This is a genomic window from Enterococcus sp. 1001283B150225_161107_E12 (genome assembly GCF_015556925.1).
Taxonomy (GTDB): Bacteria; Bacillota; Bacilli; order Lactobacillales; family Enterococcaceae; genus Enterococcus_B; species Enterococcus_B mundtii.
In genome coordinates this window covers 108802-125509 of sequence record NZ_JADNNI010000005.1, presented here as the reverse complement: position 1 = coordinate 125509, position 16708 = coordinate 108802, and the positions used below count along the sequence as shown (strand labels likewise).

Below are 16708 nucleotides of genomic sequence, written 5' to 3'. Positions count from 1 at the left end.
AAATGTGAGAACGTGTGTTGAGGAAAAACCTCAACACGCTTTCTTACTCAATAAAGCCAACATATTTACGTTTCAGCATTAAGCCTTCTAACTGTTTCGCAGTTTCCAAAGCCACACCGATCACGATCAACAGACTTGTACCACCTAATCCGATTGATTGTGGCAGATCCCAAATCATTTGTGCAATGATTGGTAATAATGCCACTAAACCAAGGAATAGTGCTCCAACTGTACTTAATCGCATCAATAAGCTTGAGACATACTCTTCAGTCCCCTTACCAGGGCGTACACTTGGTATATAGCTTCCTTGCTTTTGTAAGTTCTCCGCTAATTTCTCAGGGTTTACTTGAACAAAGGCATAGAAGAATGTAAATGCGACGATCAATACCGTATAAATCGTTGCGCCAGGCACCGTATTATAGTTAAAGATCTCCATCATTATTTTATACCAGTTTTCAGATCCGAATCGCCCACTTAACGCTTGTAACACAGCATTTGGTGTCGCAATAAATGAACTTGCAAAGATAACCGGAATTACCCCAGCAGCATTTACTTTCAACGGTAGATAACTACTTGTTGGCGCACCTGCTATACGTTTGGTGTACTGAATCGGGATCTTACGTTCAGCTTGTTGGAAAAATGTTACGAATGTCACGATTGCTAGAACCGCAACTAGTAAGATGGCAACGAAAATCGCAGATCTCCAGATATCGGAAGAATTGATATTTACGAAGTAATCTTCATAAATTTCACGTACACTTTCCGGTAATCTTGAAATGATCCCTGCAAAGATGATCATTGACACACCATTACCGATACCTTTTTCAGTGATTTGTTCACCCAACCAAGTAACAAACATCGTTCCTGCAGTTAAGATCAACCCGATCGTTACATAAGTAGAGACATTTGGATTGTTGACAAAACCTAATTGAGCGTATTGGTTAAACCCTGCTGTGATACCGACAGATTGGATAAATGCCAATACTAACGTCAAATATCTTGTTGCCTGATTCAACTTTTTACGACCAACTTCTCCTTGTTTCGACCATTCCACAAAACGTGGCACGATATCCATTTGTAATAATTGGATCACGATCGAAGCAGTAATGTAAGGCGAAACCCCCATCGAAAAGATCGAGAAGTTTTGCATTGCACTACCACTTACCAAGTTCAACATGTTGAAAAACGGTAAGCTAGATAGGTCTTGTAATGAGCTTGCATTTACGCCGGGAACAGTGATATGTGCCCCTAAACGAAAAACAAAGAGAACAAATACAGTAAAAAGGATTTTCGATCTAATATCTTTGACCTTAAAAGCGTCTTTTAATAGTTTAAGCATTAGATCACCTCAACAGAGCCACCAGCCGCTTCGATTGCTTCTTGTGCTGCTTTTGAGAATTTAGCTGCTTTCACAGTTAACTTTTTGTTCAATTCTCCGTTAGCTAAAACTTTGATTCCAGCTTTTTCGTTTTTCACGATTCCAGCTTCTACTAAAGCAACAGGAGTTACTTCAGCTCCGTCTTCAAAGCGATTCAAGACATCTAAATTAACGACTGCGTAGTCCTTACGGTTAACATTTGTAAATCCACGTTTTGGTAAACGACGGAACAATGGTGTTTGTCCCCCTTCGAATCCTAGACGTACACCACCGCCTGAACGAGCTTTTTGTCCTTTTTGACCACGTCCGGCAGTTTTTCCGTTACCTGAAGAAGTACCACGACCAACACGGTTACGTACTTGGCGTGAACCTTCAGCGGGTTTTAATTCATGAAGTTTCATAGGTTTGGCACCTCCTTAATTGTCCTAGTTCTTATTTCATTTATTTAATTAAACTTCTTCAACGTCCACTAAGTGAGAAACAGTGTTGATCATGCCTTTGATTGCTTCATTAGCAGGCTTAACCACAGAACTGTTAATCTTTGTAAGACCTAACGCTTTAACAGTATCGCGTTGGTTTTGAGGACGTCCGATAATACTGCGTTTTAAAGTTACTTTTAATTCAGCCATTATGTTTGTCCTCCTTATCCGATTAATTCTTCTACTGATTTGCCGCGTAGAGCTGCAACTTCTTCAGCACGTTTTAATTGTTTCAAACCTTCAACAGTTGCGCGAACAACGTTGATTGGTGTGTTTGAGCCTAAAGATTTAGAAGTGATATCTGCTACCCCTGCTAATTCTAATACGGCACGAACTGGTCCACCAGCAGCAACCCCAGAACCTTCAACAGCAGGTTTCATTAGGATTCTACCACCACTAAAAGCACCGATTACTTCGTGTGGGATTGTTGAACCAACCATAGGTACTTCAACTAAGTTTTTCTTCGCATCTTCAATTGCTTTACGGATCGCTTCAGGTACTTCTTGTGCTTTACCAGTACCAAATCCTACGTGTCCGTTTTTGTCACCGACAACAACTAAAGCAGCAAAACGTAGACGACGTCCACCTTTAACAACTTTTGTTACACGGTTAATTGCAACAACGCGGTCTTCTAATTCCAAATGTTTTGGATCGATATAAACCATGAATGGTATTCCTCCTTCTTCTAAAATTCTAGTCCATTTTCGCGAGCAGCTTCAGCTAAAGCTTGCACACGGCCATGGTAAAGGTATCCACCACGGTCAAAGACTACGACTTTAATGCCTTTTTCAGTTGCGCGTTCAGCAACTAATTTACCGACAGCTTGTGCTGCTTCTGTTTTTGTTCCACCTGAAATTTCTTTATCCAAGGTAGAGGCACTTGCTAGCGTTACACCCGCTACGTCATCAATAAGTTGCGCGTAGATGTTTTTGTTAGAACGAAAAACGTTCAAGCGTGGGCGCTCAGCAGTACCAGAGATAGTGTTACGTACACGACGGTGTCTCTTTTGACGTGTTTTGTTCTTATCTGGTTTTGTAATCACAATTGTCACCTCTTTATTTTTATTTTTTCTACTGTCAGACAGTAGAAATGATCAGTTTTGAAAAAATAGAAGCTGCGGCACAAGTAAACTCTCTCTTAATGAAGGCATACTTCAGCAAAATCCTTTTTTCCTGCTGCTGGCTTCTATGAAATTTTTCGAAACGATTATTTACCAGTTTTACCTTCTTTACGGCGTACGAATTCGCCAACATAACGAATACCTTTACCTTTATAAGGTTCTGGAGGACGAGTACCACGGATGTTCGCAGCTAATTCGCCAACTTCTTCTTTGTTCGCACCCTTCACAATTACTTGTGTGTTAGATGGTACTTCAACAGTCACGCCAGCTGGTGGTGTGATTTCTACTGGATGTGAGTAACCAACGTTCAATACAAGTTTTGTTCCTTGCATTTGCGCACGGTACCCAACCCCGATTAATTCTAATCCTTTTTGGAAACCTTCACTAACACCTACAACCATGTTGTTGAAGTTAGCACGAGTTGTTCCATGGATAGTTTTCATTTCTTTACTGTCATTTGGACGAGTGAATGTCACTTCATTTCCTTCGATATTCATTTTGATATCAGCAGAAAATGTACGAGTCAATTCCCCTTTTGGTCCTTTAACTGTAACGTTGTTTCCATCTTGAGTGATAGTTACTCCTTCAGGGATCACAACGATCTTATTTCCAATACGGCTCACTTAAAGACACCTCCTTGTAGATTCTACTTGATTACCATACGTAAGCGATAACTTCGCCGCCGATGTTTTTCTCACGAGCTTCTTTATCAGTGACAACACCTTCAGAAGTCGAAATAATAGCGATACCTAAGCCATTTAAAACTTTTGGCACTTCGCCAGCTTTAACATAAACACGTAAGCCTGGTTTAGAAATACGTTTTAAGTTTGTAATAACACGTTCGCCGCTTTTACCGAATTTTAGGAAAACACGGATCACGCCTTGCTTGTCATCTTCGATATATTCAACATCACGGACGAAACCTTCACGTTTCAAGATTTCAGCGATGTCACGTTTAATTTTTGATGCAGGAACTTCTAAAGCCTCATGTTTAACCATGTTTGCATTACGGATACGAGTTAGAAAATCTGCAATTGGATCTGTCATGACCATTGAACTTTTACCTCCTTCTTATGCGAATTTACTTTTTTACCAGCTAGCTTTCTTCACGCCGGGAATTTGACCTTTATAGGCAAGTTCGCGGAAGCAAATACGGCAAAGATGGAACTTACGATAAACTGAATGTGGACGTCCGCAACGTTCGCAACGAGTGTAAGCTTGTGTTGAATGTTTTGCAGGACGTTTGTTTTTAGCAATCATTGATTTTTTAGCCACGTAGTTCGCCTCCTTTAATTATTTTTGGAATGGCATGCCTAATTGTGTCAACAACTCACGAGATTCTTCATCTGTGTTCGCTGTCGTTACAATGACGATGTCCATACCACGTACTTTATCTACTAAATCATAATCTACTTCTGGGAAGATCAATTGTTCTTTAATACCTAAAGTGTAGTTTCCACGACCATCAAAGGCTTTTTTACTTACACCATGGAAGTCACGTACACGTGGTAGAGAAACTGATACTAATTTATCTAAAAATTCGTACATTCTTTCTCCGCGTAAGGTAACTTTTGCTCCAATTGGCATTCCTTCACGTAAACGGAATCCAGCGATTGATTTTTTAGCTTTTGTGATCATTGGTTTTTGTCCAGTGATCAAAGTTAGTTCTTCAACTGCTTTGTCTAAGTTTTTAGCGTTTGATACCGCATCACCAACACCCATGTTGATGACGATCTTTTCAACTTTAGGTGTTTGCATAACAGAGCTATAGTCAAATTTTTCCATCAATGATGGAGTTACTTCTTTAAGATATTTTTCTTTTAGGCGGTTCATTCAGTAAGACCCTCCTTCCTTAAACTTTTTATTTATCTAAAACTTCACCGGTTTTTTTAGAAACACGGACTTTTTTTCCGTCTACTTCTTTGTAGCCAACTCGGCCAGCTACACCAGTAGAGTCGATGACCATCACGTTAGAAACGTGAAGTGGCGCTTCCATCTCAACAATTCCACCTTGAGGAGCAGCTTGAGAAGGTTTTTGGTGTTTTTTGATCATGTTCACACCTTCGACAACCACTTTATCCTGTTTAGGAAACGCTGCTAATACAACGCCTTCTTTGTTTTTGTCTTTACCGGTGATCACTTTAACTTTATCGCCTTTTTTAACAAACATAACTGTTTCGCACCTCCTTTGTTAAGTGTCTCAAGATTATAAAACTTCTGGTGCTAGAGAAACGATCTTCATGAAGTTGTTTTCACGTAGTTCACGTGCAACTGGCCCAAAGATACGTGTTCCACGAGGGCTTTTATCATCACGAATAATCACTGCAGCATTTTCATCAAACTTGATATATGAACCGTCTGCACGACGAGCTCCTGATTTTGTACGAACGATAACGGCTTTAACGACGTCACCTTTTTTGACAACCCCACCTGGCGTTGCTTGTTTAACCGTAGCAACGATCACATCACCGATATTCGCAGTTTTGCGACCAGATCCGCCAAGGACTTTGATCGTCAAAATTTCACGTGCGCCTGAATTATCAGCGATTCTTAAACGACTTTCTGCTTGGATCACGTTGTGTATCCTCCTTTCAGATTTTGCATTCAATCTATATAGGAAAATCTCGTGTTATTAGATAATAACTGCTTCTTCGACTATTTCCAACAAACGGAAACGTTTTGTAGCTGATAATGGACGAGTTTCCATAATTCTCACGATGTCGCCAACTTTTGCTGTGTTGTTTTCATCATGTACTTTGTACTTCTTAGAATAGTTCATACGTTTACCGTAGATAGGGTGGTTTTTCTTTGTTTCGACAGCAACGGTAATTGTTTTATCCATTTTGTCTGATACCACGCGACCTTGATAAACTTTGCGTTGATTTCTTTCTTCAGTCATACGCTTAATGGCCTCCTTCCATAATTACTTAGCTTGTTCACGCAAAACTGTTTTGATGCGTGCAATCGATTTACGTACTTCTTTAATACGTGCAGTGTTTTCTAATTGACCTGTTGCTAATTGGAATCTAAGATTAAACAATTCTTCTTTTAATTGTTTTTCTTGATCAAGCATTTCGGCAGTGGTTAATTCTCTGATTTCTTTAACCTTCATTCGATTCACCACCCATTTCCTCACGTTTTACGATCTTAGTTTTCATTGGTAATTTGTGAGAAGCTAAACGTAATGCTTCACGAGCTACTTCTTCAGAAACGCCTGCAATTTCAAACATGATTTTACCACGTTTTACTGGTGCAACCCATCCTTCAGGAGCCCCTTTACCTTTACCCATACGAACGCCGATCGCTTTAGATGTATATGATTTATGAGGGAAAATTTTGATCCATACTTTCCCGCCACGTTTCATGTAACGAGTCATAGCAATACGAGAAGCTTCGATCTGACGGTTTGTGATCCAGTGTGATTCAACAGCTTGTAAGCCGTATTCACCGAATGCTACTTCTTTTCCGCCTTTTGCTTCACCACGCATTTTTCCGCGGAATTCACGACGGTGTTTTACACGTTTAGGTACTAACATGTTTATTTCCCTCCTTTCTCAGTGTTTTTTTTAGTTGGAAGAATTTCTCCACGATAGATCCACACTTTAACTCCTAGTTTTCCGTATGTTGTATCTGCTTCTTCCCATGCGTAATCAATATCCGCACGCAAAGTGTGAAGAGGAACTGTTCCTTCTGAGTATCCTTCTGAACGAGCGATATCCGCACCGTTTAGACGTCCAGATACTTGAGTTTTGATCCCTTTAGCGCCAGAACGCATTGAACGTTGGATCGCTTGTTTTTGAGCGCGACGGAATGCAACACGGTTTTCTAATTGACGTGCAATTCCTTCACCTACTAATTTAGCATCTAAATCTGGTTTTTTGATTTCCACGATGTTGATATGGATTCTTTTACCAGTTAATTTGTTTAATTCTTTTCTTAGGTTTTCGACTTCAGATCCGCCTTTACCAATAACCATACCTGGTTTAGCTGTGTGGATTGAAATGTTTACGCGGCCAGTTGCGCGTTCGATTTCAATTGTTGATACAGCAGCATCAGCAAGTCTAGTTGAAATAAATTTACGGATTCTTAAATCTTCGTGTAAGAACTCTGCATACTCTTTTTCAGCAAACCATTTTGCATCCCAGTCGCGGATGATGCCTACACGCATTCCAATTGGATGTACTTTTTGACCCACAGATTATCCCTCCTTATTTTTCTGATACGACTACCGTGATATGACTTGTACGTTTGTTGATTGGTGAAGCTGAACCTTTTGCACGTGGACGGAAACGTTTCATTGTTGGTCCTTCGTTAACAAATGCTTCAGATACTACCAAGTTCTCAACATCTAAGTCAAAGTTGTTTTCTGCATTTGCAATTGCTGACATCAATACTTTCTCGATGATCCCAGCAGATTTGTTTGGTGTGAATTTCAAAATTGAAATTGCATCCGCAACACTTTTACCTCTGATAAGGTCAATTACTAGACGCGCTTTACGAGGTGAAGTGCGAACTGTTTTTGCAGTTGCTTTAGCTGATGTGATTTGTTCTGCCATTTGCTTTTATCCTCCCCTCGAATTAGCGTCTCGTTTTCTTGTCGTCAGCGACATGCCCACGATAAGTTCTAGTTGGTGCGAATTCACCTAATTTGTGTCCTACCATATCTTCTTGGATGTAAACTGGTACGTGTTTACGTCCATCATATACTGCGATGGTATATCCAACAAAACTTGGGAAAATTGTCGAACGACGAGACCAAGTTTTGATTACTTTTTTCTTTTCGGCCCCTGCTTGAGCTTCAACTTTACTCATTAAATGCTCATCAACGAAAGGCCCTTTCTTTAAACTACGACCCATGGTGAACCTCCTCTCAAAATGTGCGACACATGGTCAAAGTAATTATTTATTTTTACGACGAACGATAAGTTTGTCTGATTTAGCTTTCTTGTTACGAGTTTTGTAACCAAGAGCTGGTTGACCCCAAGGAGAAACTGGAGCTTTACGTCCGATTGGAGCTTTACCTTCACCACCACCGTGTGGGTGATCGTTAGGGTTCATTACGCTACCACGTACAGTTGGGCGTTTACGCATCCAACGAGAGCGGCCAGCTTTACCAATATTGATAAGTTCGTGTTGTTCGTTACCTACAGAACCGATTGTTGCACGGCATGCAGCTAAGATCATGCGAACTTCACCAGAGTTCAAGCGGATCAATACGTATTTGCCTTCTTTACCAAGTACTTGAGCACTTGTACCAGCAGAACGGATCAATTGTCCACCTTTACCAGGTTTCATTTCAATATTGTGGATCACAGTACCAACTGGAATGTTTTCTAAAGGAAGAGCATTTCCGACTTTGATATCTGCTTCAGGACCTGAAACAAGTTTCATTCCAACTTGTAGTCCTTTTGGTGCTAAGATGTAAGCTTTCACTCCATCTTCATAATGTACTAACGCGATGTTAGCTGAACGGTTTGGATCATATTCGATCGTTTGAACAGTAGCAACAACGTTGTCTTTGTTACGTTTGAAATCGATCACGCGGTATTGGCGTTTGTGTCCGCCACCTTGATGACGTACAGTGATGCGGCCGTTGTTATTACGTCCAGCATGGTTTTTCAATGGCTGTAACAATGTTTTTTCAGGTGTTGATGTTGTGATTTCAGCAAAATCAGAACCTGTCATGTTACGACGGCCATTTGTGGTAGGTTTGTACTTTTTAATCGCCACGTTTTCCCCTCCTAATTTAATCAGTTATCGAGTGTTGCTTATTCAGCAGCTTCGAATAATTGGATTTCTTTTGAATCTTCAGTCAATGTAACGATCGCTTTGCGACGTTTTTTTGTATATCCTGCATATTTGCCCATACGTTTGAATTTCGCACGTACGTTCACGATGTTCACGTTTTTGACTTTCACGTCAAAAGCAGCTTCAACCGCTTGTTTTACTAAAGTTTTGTTTGCGCGAGTGTCTACTTCGAAAGTATATTTCTTGTCATCCATGGCAAGCATTGATTTCTCAGTGATCACTGGGCGTTTGATTACGTCTAGTAAGTTCATTATGCAAGCACCTCCTCAATTTGAGTAAGAGCAGTTTGTGTTGCTAAAACTTTTGTATTTGATACAACATCTAGAACGCTAACGTTGTCAGAAGTTACTACAGAAACGTTTGATAAGTTACGTGCAGATAAAGCTGCAAAGTCGTTACCAGGTTCTAGTACAACCAATACTTTAGAGTCAATAGATAATTTAGCAAGAACTTCTTTGAATTCTTTTGTTTTTGGTGCATCAAAGCTTAATCCTTCGATTGCTACCAAGTTGTTTTCAGCAACTTTTTCTGACAATACAGATTTCATTGCTAAACGACGAACTTTTTTAGGAAGTTTGTAGCTGTAAGAACGTGGTGTTGGTCCGAAGACTACGCCACCTCCACGCCATTGCGGTGAACGGATTGATCCTTGACGAGCACGACCAGTTCCTTTTTGACGCCATGGTTTACGGCCACCGCCTCGAACAGCGCTACGGTTTTTAACCGCATGTGTTCCTTGTCTTAATGATGCGCGTTGCATAACGATTGCGTCGTAAACAACACTTTCATTTGGTTCAATTCCGAAGATTTCTTCGTTAAGAGTGATTTCACCGTTTTGGCTTCCATCTTGTTTGAATAATGCTACATTCGGCATTCCTTAGTTCCTCCTTTCTTCCTACTATTATTTAGCTTTCACAGCTGATTTGATAGTGATTAATGATTTTTTCGCTCCAGGAACGTTACCTTTGATCAAGATTACGTTTCTTTCAGCATCTACACGTACAACTTCCAAGTTTTGGATAGTTACGCGGTTGCCACCCATACGGCCAGCAAGACGTTTGTTTTTGAATACACGGTTAGGTGCAACTGGACCCATTGACCCAGGACGACGATGGTAGCGAGAACCGTGAGCCATTGGTCCGCGGCTTTGGCCGTGACGTTTGATAACCCCTTGGAATCCTTTACCTTTCGTAGTACCTGTTACATCAATAATGTCTCCTGCTTGGAAAACATCAACTGTAATTTCTTTTCCTACTTCATATTCTCCTAGCTCAACATTTTTGAATTCACGAATGAAGCGCTTAGGAGCCGTGTTTGCTTTTGCAACATGACCTTTCGCAGGTTTGTTTGATAAAACTTCACGTTTGTCTTGGTAACCAACTTGAATAGCTTCGTAGCCATCAGTTTCCATTGTTTTTACTTGTAGTACTACGTTTGGCGTAGCTTCTACAACAGTAACTGGAATTAATTCGCCAGATTCAGTGAAGATTTGTGTCATTCCCACTTTTTTCCCTAAGATTCCTTTGGTCATGAGTACACCTCCATTATTATTAGTTTAGTTTTTATAGTTTGATTTCGATGTTAACACCTGATGGTAAGTCAAGCTTCATTAAAGCATCAACTGTTTTTGGTGTTGGGTTCACAATGTCGATAAGACGTTTGTGTGTACGCATTTCGAATTGTTCGCGTGAATCTTTGTATTTGTGAGTCGCACGAATAACTGTGTAAAGACTGCGTTCAGTTGGTAATGGAATTGGACCAGAAACGCCAGCTCCAGTTCTTTTTGCAGTTTCCACGATTTTATCCGCTGATTGATCTAAAATACGGTGTTCATACGCTTTTAAACGGATACGAATTTTTTGTTTTGCCATCTTGTTCCCTCCTTCGCCTATTTTGAAAAGTAGACATAGCTCCACGAAAATTTCCGTCACGCTCGTTCGTGGCAAAGCGTCCGGGCGTGTCGCAACCTCTCGTTTCTTAGCCGACAAAATCATTTTGATTTCGTCTGTGCCATTCACCTAAGGTAAACGCACCTTTGTCATTATAATATATCTAAATTCACAACGCAAGGTTTTTTTGCTGTAAAAAACAATTTATTTTCATAAGTTTTCATTTAGCTAAAAAACGAGAAATCCTTCTCTATTTATAGGAGGATTTGTTGTTTTCCTTCCGATTTTCATTCACCTATTTAGATAAAAAAGAAAATTCACTACATATTAAGAATATTTTTGGATATTCCCCTATTTCATAGCCTCTCTCCTAACGAATCGTTTGCTCAAATAAAAAAAGTTCGAGGCAAAGGATCAAGATCCTTACCTCGAACTTCAACGTCCGAATAAATGTTACTTTGTTAGGCTTAAAATGAATTAAGCTTTGATTTCTGTAACGACACCGGCACCAACTGTACGTCCGCCTTCACGGATTGAGAATTTAGTACCATTTTCGATAGCGATTGGGTGGATTAATTCAACTTCCATTGTTACGTTGTCGCCAGGCATAACCATTTCAGTTCCTTCTGGTAATTCAACAACACCAGTTACGTCAGTCGTACGGAAGTAGAATTGTGGACGGTAGTTAGTGAAGAATGGAGTATGACGTCCACCTTCTTCTTTAGTCAACACGTATACTTCTGCAGAGAATTTTGTATGAGGTGTGATTGTACCTGGTTTAGCTAAAACTTGACCACGTTGGATGTCTTCACGTGAAACACCACGTAGTAACGCACCAATGTTATCGCCTGCTTCAGCGTAGTCTAATAATTTACGGAACATTTCAACACCAGTTACAGTTGTTTGAGCTGTTTCTTCTGCGATACCAACGATATCGATAACGTCACCAACACGAACTTGTCCACGTTCAACACGTCCTGTAGCAACAGTACCACGACCAGTGATTGAGAATACGTCCTCAACTGGCATCATGAATGGTTTGTCGTTATCACGTTCTGGAGTTGGGATATATTCGTCAACTGCAGCCATCAATTCAAGAATTTTTTCTTCGTATGAAGCGTCGCCTTCTAAAGCTCTTAAAGCTGAACCAGCGATTACAGGAACATCGTCACCAGGGAATTCGTATTCTGTTAATAGGTCACGAACTTCCATTTCAACTAATTCAAGTAATTCTTCGTCATCAACCATATCTACTTTGTTCAAGAATACAACGATGTATGGTACACCAACTTGACGAGATAATAGGATGTGTTCACGAGTTTGAGGCATAGGGCCGTCAGCAGCAGAAACAACTAAGATTGCTCCGTCCATTTGAGCAGCACCAGTGATCATGTTTTTAACGTAGTCCGCGTGTCCTGGGCAGTCAACGTGAGCATAGTGACGTGCGTCAGTTTCGTACTCAACGTGAGCTGTTGAAATAGTGATTCCGCGTTCGCGTTCTTCAGGAGCACCATCGATTTGATCGTAAGCCATTGCTTGGCCGCCGTTTTTCTTAGATAGTACAGTTGTGATTGCAGCTGTTAAAGTTGTTTTACCATGGTCAACGTGTCCGATAGTACCAATGTTAACGTGTGGTTTCGAACGGTCAAATTTTTCTTTTGCCATTTTAAAATATCCTCCCTAAAATTACAGTTTAATTTTTATTTGTCTGATAGGTATGTGATAGACAAAATTGCCGATCACATGCCCGTATCATCAAAAGTTATTTTACACGAAACTGCATAAAAAATACAGTCTCTAGATAAATCTCTTCACGAGACTACCTTGCTTTAAGAAATTATTCAGCTTTTCCGCCGTTTTTCTTAATGATTTCTTCTTGAACAGATTTCGGTACGTCTTCGTAGTGGTCAAATACCATCATGAATGTACCACGACCTTGAGTTGCTGAACGCAATGTAGTCGCGTATCCGAACATTTCTGCCAATGGAACGATTGCATTAACGATTTGTGAATTACCGTGTGCTTCCATTCCTTCAACACGTCCGCGTCGGCTTGTTACGTGTCCCATGATATCACCTAAGTAATCTTCTGGTACAGTAATCGTAACTTTCATCATTGGTTCAAGGATCACAGGACGTGCGTGTTTTGCAGCAGCTCTTAGAGCCATTGATGCAGCAACACGGAACGCTGTTTCATTTGAATCGACGTCATGGTATGAACCATCGTAAAGTTTTGCTTTGATATCCACTAATGGGTATCCAGCAAGAACACCGTTATTCATTGATTCTTCTAATCCTTTTTCAACTGCTGGGATGTATTCACGTGGAACCACACCACCAACGATTGCGTTTTCGAATTCGAAGCCTTTTCCTTCTTCGTTTGGTGTAAATTCAACCCATACGTGACCGTATTGACCTTTACCACCAGACTGACGTACGAATTTACCTTCCGCTTTTGTTGCTTCACGGAATGTTTCGCGGTAAGAAACTTGAGGCGCACCAACGTTTGCTTCAACTTTAAATTCGCGTTTCATACGGTCTACTAATACGTCCAAGTGCAACTCACCCATACCTGAGATAACTGTTTCACCTGTTTCAACGTTTGTTTCAACACGGAATGAAGGATCTTCTTCTGCAAGTTTTTGCAACGCAACACCCATTTTATCTTGGTCAGCTTTTGATTTAGGCTCAACAGCGACTTGGATAACTGGTTCTGGGAATTCGATTGATTCAAGGATAACTGGTGCATCTAACGCACACAATGTGTCCCCTGTTGTAGTATCTTTCAATCCAACAGCAGCGGCGATATCACCTGAATACACTTTGTCGATTTCTTGACGTGTGTTTGCGTGCATTTGTAGAATACGACCGATACGCTCTTTTTTGCCTTTTGATGCGTTCAATACGTATGAACCACTTTCAAGGACACCAGAGTAGACACGGAAGAAAGTTAGACGACCTACGAATGGGTCAGTCATTACTTTAAATGCTAATGAAGCAAAAGGAGCTTCGTCATCTGCAGGACGAGTTGTTTCTTCGTCTGTTTTTGAGTCAATACCTTTGATTGCTTCGATATCTAGTGGTGATGGCAAGTAATCAAGAACAGCATCCAACATCAATTGGACCCCTTTATTCTTGAATGCTGAACCAGCTAACACAGGGAAGAACTCAACGTTGATTGTTGCACGGCGGATACCGGCAATCAATTCTTCTTGAGTGATTTCTTCACCTTCAAGATATTTCATCATTAGTTCTTCGTCTGTTTCAGCAACAGCTTCGACTAATTTTTCACGCCATTCTTGTGCTTGTTCTGCATATTCTTCAGGGATTTCAGTTTCTTGGATGTCTGTGCCTAGATCGTTTGTGTAGATCTCTGCTTTCATCGTTACCAAGTCAATGATACCTGTGAAGTTATCTTCAGAACCGATTGGCAATTGGATTGGATGCGCGTTCGCTTGTAAGCGATCGTGCAATGATTTTACTGAGTATAAGAAGTCTGCACCGATTTTATCCATTTTGTTACAGAATACGATACGAGGTACTCGGTACTCAGTTGCTTGACGCCAAACAGTTTCAGTTTGAGGTTCAACACCTGATTGTGCATCAAGTACAGTTACAGCACCATCCAATACACGTAGAGAACGTTGAACTTCGATTGTGAAGTCTACGTGTCCTGGTGTATCGATGATATTTACGCGGTAACCTTTCCACTGCGCAGTAGTGGCAGCAGATGTAATCGTGATACCACGTTCTTGTTCTTGTTCCATCCAGTCCATCTGTGAAGCTCCTTCGTGAGTTTCACCGATTTTATGGATTTTACCAGTATAGTACAAGATACGCTCTGTTGTTGTAGTTTTACCTGCATCAACGTGAGCCATGATACCAATATTACGAGTTTTTTCTAGCGAAAATTCTCTTGCCATTTTCTTACTCCTCTCTTTGTTTAAATCGATTGTAAATTGACTTTCTGCTGTGGGGTTAGCCGACAGACAGAGAGGATCTTACCAACGATAATGAGCAAATGCGCGGTTCGCGTCTGCCATTTTGTGTGTGTCTTCGCGTTTTTTAACAGAAGCTCCAGTATTGTTTGCAGCGTCCATGATTTCTTTCGCTAAGCGTTCTTCCATTGTGTGTTCACCGCGCAAGCGAGCGTAGTTAACTACCCAACGTAGCGCTAAAGTCGTACGACGTTCAGGGCGAACTTCAACTGGTACTTGATAGTTTGAACCCCCAACACGACGTGCTTTAACTTCAAGAACAGGCATAACATTGTTCATTGCTTGTTCAAACACTTCTAATGGATCGTTACCTGTAGATTCTTTGATCAAATCAAAGGCATTATAGATAATATTAGCAGCAACACCGCGTTTTCCATCAACCATTACACGGTTGATCAAGCGAGTTACTAATTTTGAGTTATAAATAGGATCTGGTAAAACATCACGTTTTGCAACAGGACCTTTACGTGGCATCCGTAACTCCTCCTTCCGAAATATTCTTCATAGTTGATCGAACGACTATTATATAGTAGGTTCGATTTTCATTTGTAGTAAATAATTAAAATTAAGCTTTAGGTCTTTTCGTACCGTATTTAGAACGGCTTTGTTTACGGTCGTTCACACCAGCAGTATCTAGTGCACCACGAACGATATGATAACGTACCCCTGGTAAGTCTTTTACACGTCCACCGCGTAATAGTACCACGCTATGCTCTTGTAAATTGTGACCAATCCCTGGGATATAAGCAGTAACTTCAATTAAGTTTGACAAACGAACACGAGCATATTTACGTAAAGCTGAGTTCGGTTTTTTAGGTGTCATTGTTCCCACACGTGTAGCTACCCCACGTTTTTGAGGAGAGTTCACGTTTGTTTGAGTTTTCTTAAAGCTATTATATCCTTTGTTCAAAGCAGGTGAATTAGATTTTTCCACCTTTGATTTACGAGGTTTACGTACTAATTGGTTAATTGTAGGCATTCCTAGTTCCTCCTTCCCACGATTCACATCTAGTTCCACACATCCAGGTGGTTCTTTTTTTGCGATAAAAAATAAATGCAGTTATGCATCTTTATCAAATATGCTTTGATAAACAGTCAGCACGTCTCTTAACAGAGACCTGTAGATAAAGCACCTTGGTTAGAATATCACGGATAAAAAAGAATGTCAACCAAACATATACATTTTTTTCGATCCTATAAAAATTGTGTTATGCTCCCTATCTTTTTCGATTAAATCAAGATAAAATAGCAGTTACAGAGCTATAAAAATGCTGGAGGGATAGAAATGAACTTAAAGCAATTAGTAGGCATTAAAGCTGCAGAATTTGTTGAAGATGGCATGATCGTTGGACTTGGAACTGGTTCTACTGCCTATTATATGGTAGAAGAAATTGGCCGACGCATGCGAGAAGAAGGATTGAAAATCACTGGTGTCACTACTTCTAGCGGTACAAAAGCACAAGCAGAAAGCTTAGGTATCCCTTTGAAAAGTATTGATGAAGTCCCAGTCGTCGATTTGACGATCGATGGTGCCGATGAAATCAGTGCCGATTTTCAGGGAATCAAAGGTGGCGGTGCTGCTCTTTTATTTGAAAAGATCGTTGCATCTTATTCAAAACAAACGATCTGGATCGTTGATGGATCAAAAATGGTGGATCAACTTGGGCGCTTTCCACTCCCTGTCGAAGTCATCCCTTATGGTTCTCAACAACTGATGCGTCTTTTTAAAGAAAAAAACTATCAGCCTGTATTACGTCAAACAGAAACTGGGGAGACCGTCGTAACAGATAGCGGGCATTATATTATTGACCTTCATTTAGAACGAATCGAAGATCCTGAAAAATTAGCGACTTATTTGGATCAATTAGTCGGCGTCGTCGAACACGGCTTGTTTTTAAATATGGTTTCAAAGGTTGTCGTTGCCTCTGAAAATGGCGTGTCTGTACTCGATACTCCCTTTCAAAAATAATGCGAAAGAGATTCGTTGAAAATGCCTAAAAAAACTATCTTTTTCAGTTACTTTATGCTACATTTTTA

General features: G+C 40.4%; 27 protein-coding genes. 1 reads left to right on the top strand and 26 read right to left on the bottom strand.

Features of this window, described 5'->3' with window-relative positions; genetic code table 11:
- Nucleotides 1–43: 43 nt before the first annotated feature.
- The 26 genes from secY to rpsL all read right to left on the bottom strand — a co-directional run bounded on the left by secY (nt 44) and on the right by rpsL (nt 15650).
- A complete protein-coding gene (gene secY / locus I2F89_RS05985) occupies nt 44–1339 on the bottom strand; it encodes a preprotein translocase subunit SecY (RefSeq protein WP_023518901.1) in 1296 nt (431 codons plus the stop codon).
- Nucleotides 1339–1779, bottom strand: a complete 441-nt coding sequence (gene rplO / locus I2F89_RS05980; protein WP_010734454.1) for a 50S ribosomal protein L15 — start codon at nt 1777–1779, stop codon at nt 1339–1341. Before rplO ends, secY begins: the two co-directional genes overlap by 1 nt.
- A 48-nt stretch (nt 1780–1827) precedes the next feature.
- Nucleotides 1828–2007, bottom strand: a complete 180-nt coding sequence (gene rpmD / locus I2F89_RS05975; RefSeq protein WP_010734455.1) for a 50S ribosomal protein L30 — start codon at nt 2005–2007, stop codon at nt 1828–1830.
- 14 nt (nt 2008–2021) lie between these two features.
- Nucleotides 2022–2522 carry a 30S ribosomal protein S5 gene (gene rpsE / locus I2F89_RS05970; RefSeq protein WP_010734456.1) on the bottom strand — a complete coding sequence of 167 codons (501 nt, stop codon included), beginning with the start codon at nt 2520–2522 and terminating at the stop codon, nt 2022–2024.
- 20 nt (nt 2523–2542) lie between these two features.
- Nucleotides 2543–2899 (bottom strand): 50S ribosomal protein L18, encoded by a 357-nt coding sequence (rplR, locus tag I2F89_RS05965; protein ID WP_010734457.1) that lies wholly within the window; start codon nt 2897–2899, stop codon nt 2543–2545.
- A gap of 164 nt (nt 2900–3063) precedes the next feature.
- A complete protein-coding gene (rplF, locus tag I2F89_RS05960; protein ID WP_010734458.1) occupies nt 3064–3600 on the bottom strand; it encodes a 50S ribosomal protein L6 in 537 nt (178 codons plus the stop codon).
- Between the two features lie 31 nt (nt 3601–3631).
- Nucleotides 3632–4030: a 30S ribosomal protein S8 gene (gene rpsH, locus I2F89_RS05955; protein WP_010734459.1), complete on the bottom strand. Its 399-nt coding sequence runs from the start codon at nt 4028–4030 to the stop codon at nt 3632–3634.
- A gap of 36 nt (nt 4031–4066) precedes the next feature.
- The gene (locus I2F89_RS05950) at nt 4067–4252 is read right to left on the bottom strand and encodes a type Z 30S ribosomal protein S14 (RefSeq protein WP_002356214.1); all 186 of its coding nucleotides are present in this window, start codon (nt 4250–4252) and stop codon (nt 4067–4069) included.
- 18 nt (nt 4253–4270) lie between these two features.
- A complete protein-coding gene (gene rplE / locus I2F89_RS05945) occupies nt 4271–4810 on the bottom strand; it encodes a 50S ribosomal protein L5 (protein ID WP_010734460.1) in 540 nt (179 codons plus the stop codon).
- 28 nt (nt 4811–4838) lie between these two features.
- Nucleotides 4839–5147: a 50S ribosomal protein L24 gene (gene rplX, locus I2F89_RS05940; protein ID WP_010734461.1), complete on the bottom strand. Its 309-nt coding sequence runs from the start codon at nt 5145–5147 to the stop codon at nt 4839–4841.
- Between the two features lie 36 nt (nt 5148–5183).
- Nucleotides 5184–5552, bottom strand: a complete 369-nt coding sequence (gene rplN, locus I2F89_RS05935; RefSeq protein WP_010734462.1) for a 50S ribosomal protein L14 — start codon at nt 5550–5552, stop codon at nt 5184–5186.
- A gap of 57 nt (nt 5553–5609) precedes the next feature.
- A complete protein-coding gene (gene rpsQ / locus I2F89_RS05930; protein ID WP_010734463.1) occupies nt 5610–5876 on the bottom strand; it encodes a 30S ribosomal protein S17 in 267 nt (88 codons plus the stop codon).
- 24 nt (nt 5877–5900) lie between these two features.
- Complete coding sequence (gene rpmC / locus I2F89_RS05925; protein WP_002288664.1) at nt 5901–6089, bottom strand: 50S ribosomal protein L29; 189 nt, start codon at nt 6087–6089, stop codon at nt 5901–5903.
- Nucleotides 6079–6513, bottom strand: a complete 435-nt coding sequence (gene rplP / locus I2F89_RS05920) for a 50S ribosomal protein L16 (protein ID WP_010734464.1) — start codon at nt 6511–6513, stop codon at nt 6079–6081. The genes rpmC and rplP overlap by 11 nt, the downstream gene beginning before the upstream one ends.
- Nucleotides 6514–6515: 2 nt before the next feature.
- Nucleotides 6516–7172, bottom strand: a complete 657-nt coding sequence (gene rpsC / locus I2F89_RS05915; RefSeq protein ID WP_010734465.1) for a 30S ribosomal protein S3 — start codon at nt 7170–7172, stop codon at nt 6516–6518.
- Between the two features lie 13 nt (nt 7173–7185).
- Nucleotides 7186–7533, bottom strand: coding sequence for a 50S ribosomal protein L22 (gene rplV / locus I2F89_RS05910; RefSeq protein WP_010734466.1), 348 nt, complete (start codon nt 7531–7533; stop codon nt 7186–7188).
- A 22-nt stretch (nt 7534–7555) separates the two neighbouring features.
- Nucleotides 7556–7834: a 30S ribosomal protein S19 gene (rpsS, locus tag I2F89_RS05905; protein ID WP_010734467.1), complete on the bottom strand. Its 279-nt coding sequence runs from the start codon at nt 7832–7834 to the stop codon at nt 7556–7558.
- Nucleotides 7835–7876: 42 nt separating this feature from the next.
- Nucleotides 7877–8707, bottom strand: a complete 831-nt coding sequence (rplB, locus tag I2F89_RS05900; protein WP_010734468.1) for a 50S ribosomal protein L2 — start codon at nt 8705–8707, stop codon at nt 7877–7879.
- A gap of 38 nt (nt 8708–8745) precedes the next feature.
- A complete protein-coding gene (gene rplW / locus I2F89_RS05895) occupies nt 8746–9036 on the bottom strand; it encodes a 50S ribosomal protein L23 (protein ID WP_002290449.1) in 291 nt (96 codons plus the stop codon).
- Nucleotides 9036–9659: a 50S ribosomal protein L4 gene (rplD, locus tag I2F89_RS05890; RefSeq protein ID WP_010734469.1), complete on the bottom strand. Its 624-nt coding sequence runs from the start codon at nt 9657–9659 to the stop codon at nt 9036–9038. The genes rplW and rplD overlap by 1 nt, the downstream gene beginning before the upstream one ends.
- Before the next feature lie 27 nt (nt 9660–9686).
- Nucleotides 9687–10316, bottom strand: a complete 630-nt coding sequence (gene rplC / locus I2F89_RS05885; RefSeq protein WP_010734470.1) for a 50S ribosomal protein L3 — start codon at nt 10314–10316, stop codon at nt 9687–9689.
- Nucleotides 10317–10347: 31 nt separating this feature from the next.
- Nucleotides 10348–10656: a 30S ribosomal protein S10 gene (gene rpsJ / locus I2F89_RS05880; protein WP_010734471.1), complete on the bottom strand. Its 309-nt coding sequence runs from the start codon at nt 10654–10656 to the stop codon at nt 10348–10350.
- 495 nt (nt 10657–11151) lie between these two features.
- Nucleotides 11152–12339, bottom strand: coding sequence for an elongation factor Tu (tuf, locus tag I2F89_RS05875; protein WP_010734472.1), 1188 nt, complete (start codon nt 12337–12339; stop codon nt 11152–11154).
- A gap of 172 nt (nt 12340–12511) precedes the next feature.
- On the bottom strand, nt 12512–14596 hold the full coding sequence (gene fusA / locus I2F89_RS05870) for an elongation factor G (RefSeq protein ID WP_010734473.1): 2085 nt from the start codon (nt 14594–14596) through the stop codon (nt 12512–12514).
- A 78-nt stretch (nt 14597–14674) separates the two neighbouring features.
- Nucleotides 14675–15145, bottom strand: a complete 471-nt coding sequence (gene rpsG, locus I2F89_RS05865; RefSeq protein ID WP_010734474.1) for a 30S ribosomal protein S7 — start codon at nt 15143–15145, stop codon at nt 14675–14677.
- 91 nt (nt 15146–15236) lie between these two features.
- Nucleotides 15237–15650 (bottom strand): 30S ribosomal protein S12, encoded by a 414-nt coding sequence (gene rpsL, locus I2F89_RS05860; RefSeq protein ID WP_010734475.1) that lies wholly within the window; start codon nt 15648–15650, stop codon nt 15237–15239.
- A gap of 306 nt (nt 15651–15956) precedes the next feature.
- Here rpsL and rpiA point away from each other — a divergent pair, with 306 nt between their 5' ends.
- Entirely contained in the window at nt 15957–16640 is a 684-nt protein-coding gene (gene rpiA / locus I2F89_RS05855; protein WP_010734476.1) for a ribose-5-phosphate isomerase RpiA, read from the top strand.
- The last annotated feature ends 68 nt before the right edge of the window (nt 16641–16708 follow it).

What these genes read in the sequence shown, in the direction of transcription:
- rpsH (WP_010734459.1), bottom strand. Translation starts at nt 4,030, where the DNA reads ATGGTCATGACAGATCCAATTGCAGATTTTCTAACTCGTATCCGTAAT.
- rpiA (WP_010734476.1), top strand. Translation starts at nt 15,957, where the DNA reads ATGAACTTAAAGCAATTAGTAGGCATTAAAGCTGCAGAATTTGTTGAA.
- rplV (WP_010734466.1), bottom strand. Translation starts at nt 7,533, where the DNA reads ATGGCAGAACAAATCACATCAGCTAAAGCAACTGCAAAAACAGTTCGC.
- rpmC (WP_002288664.1), bottom strand. Translation starts at nt 6,089, where the DNA reads ATGAAGGTTAAAGAAATCAGAGAATTAACCACTGCCGAAATGCTTGAT.
- rpsQ (WP_010734463.1), bottom strand. Translation starts at nt 5,876, where the DNA reads ATGACTGAAGAAAGAAATCAACGCAAAGTTTATCAAGGTCGCGTGGTA.
- tuf (WP_010734472.1), bottom strand. Translation starts at nt 12,339, where the DNA reads ATGGCAAAAGAAAAATTTGACCGTTCGAAACCACACGTTAACATTGGT.
- rplC (WP_010734470.1), bottom strand. Translation starts at nt 10,316, where the DNA reads ATGACCAAAGGAATCTTAGGGAAAAAAGTGGGAATGACACAAATCTTC.
- rplE (WP_010734460.1), bottom strand. Translation starts at nt 4,810, where the DNA reads ATGAACCGCCTAAAAGAAAAATATCTTAAAGAAGTAACTCCATCATTG.
- rpsS (WP_010734467.1), bottom strand. Translation starts at nt 7,834, where the DNA reads ATGGGTCGTAGTTTAAAGAAAGGGCCTTTCGTTGATGAGCATTTAATG.
- rpsL (WP_010734475.1), bottom strand. Translation starts at nt 15,650, where the DNA reads ATGCCTACAATTAACCAATTAGTACGTAAACCTCGTAAATCAAAGGTG.
- rpsJ (WP_010734471.1), bottom strand. Translation starts at nt 10,656, where the DNA reads ATGGCAAAACAAAAAATTCGTATCCGTTTAAAAGCGTATGAACACCGT.
- rpsE (WP_010734456.1), bottom strand. Translation starts at nt 2,522, where the DNA reads ATGGTTTATATCGATCCAAAACATTTGGAATTAGAAGACCGCGTTGTT.
- fusA (WP_010734473.1), bottom strand. Translation starts at nt 14,596, where the DNA reads ATGGCAAGAGAATTTTCGCTAGAAAAAACTCGTAATATTGGTATCATG.
- secY (WP_023518901.1), bottom strand. Translation starts at nt 1,339, where the DNA reads ATGCTTAAACTATTAAAAGACGCTTTTAAGGTCAAAGATATTAGATCG.
- rpsG (WP_010734474.1), bottom strand. Translation starts at nt 15,145, where the DNA reads ATGCCACGTAAAGGTCCTGTTGCAAAACGTGATGTTTTACCAGATCCT.
- rpmD (WP_010734455.1), bottom strand. Translation starts at nt 2,007, where the DNA reads ATGGCTGAATTAAAAGTAACTTTAAAACGCAGTATTATCGGACGTCCT.
- rplD (WP_010734469.1), bottom strand. Translation starts at nt 9,659, where the DNA reads ATGCCGAATGTAGCATTATTCAAACAAGATGGAAGCCAAAACGGTGAA.
- rplP (WP_010734464.1), bottom strand. Translation starts at nt 6,513, where the DNA reads ATGTTAGTACCTAAACGTGTAAAACACCGTCGTGAATTCCGCGGAAAA.
- rplX (WP_010734461.1), bottom strand. Translation starts at nt 5,147, where the DNA reads ATGTTTGTTAAAAAAGGCGATAAAGTTAAAGTGATCACCGGTAAAGAC.
- rplO (WP_010734454.1), bottom strand. Translation starts at nt 1,779, where the DNA reads ATGAAACTTCATGAATTAAAACCCGCTGAAGGTTCACGCCAAGTACGT.
- rplW (WP_002290449.1), bottom strand. Translation starts at nt 9,036, where the DNA reads ATGAACTTACTAGACGTAATCAAACGCCCAGTGATCACTGAGAAATCA.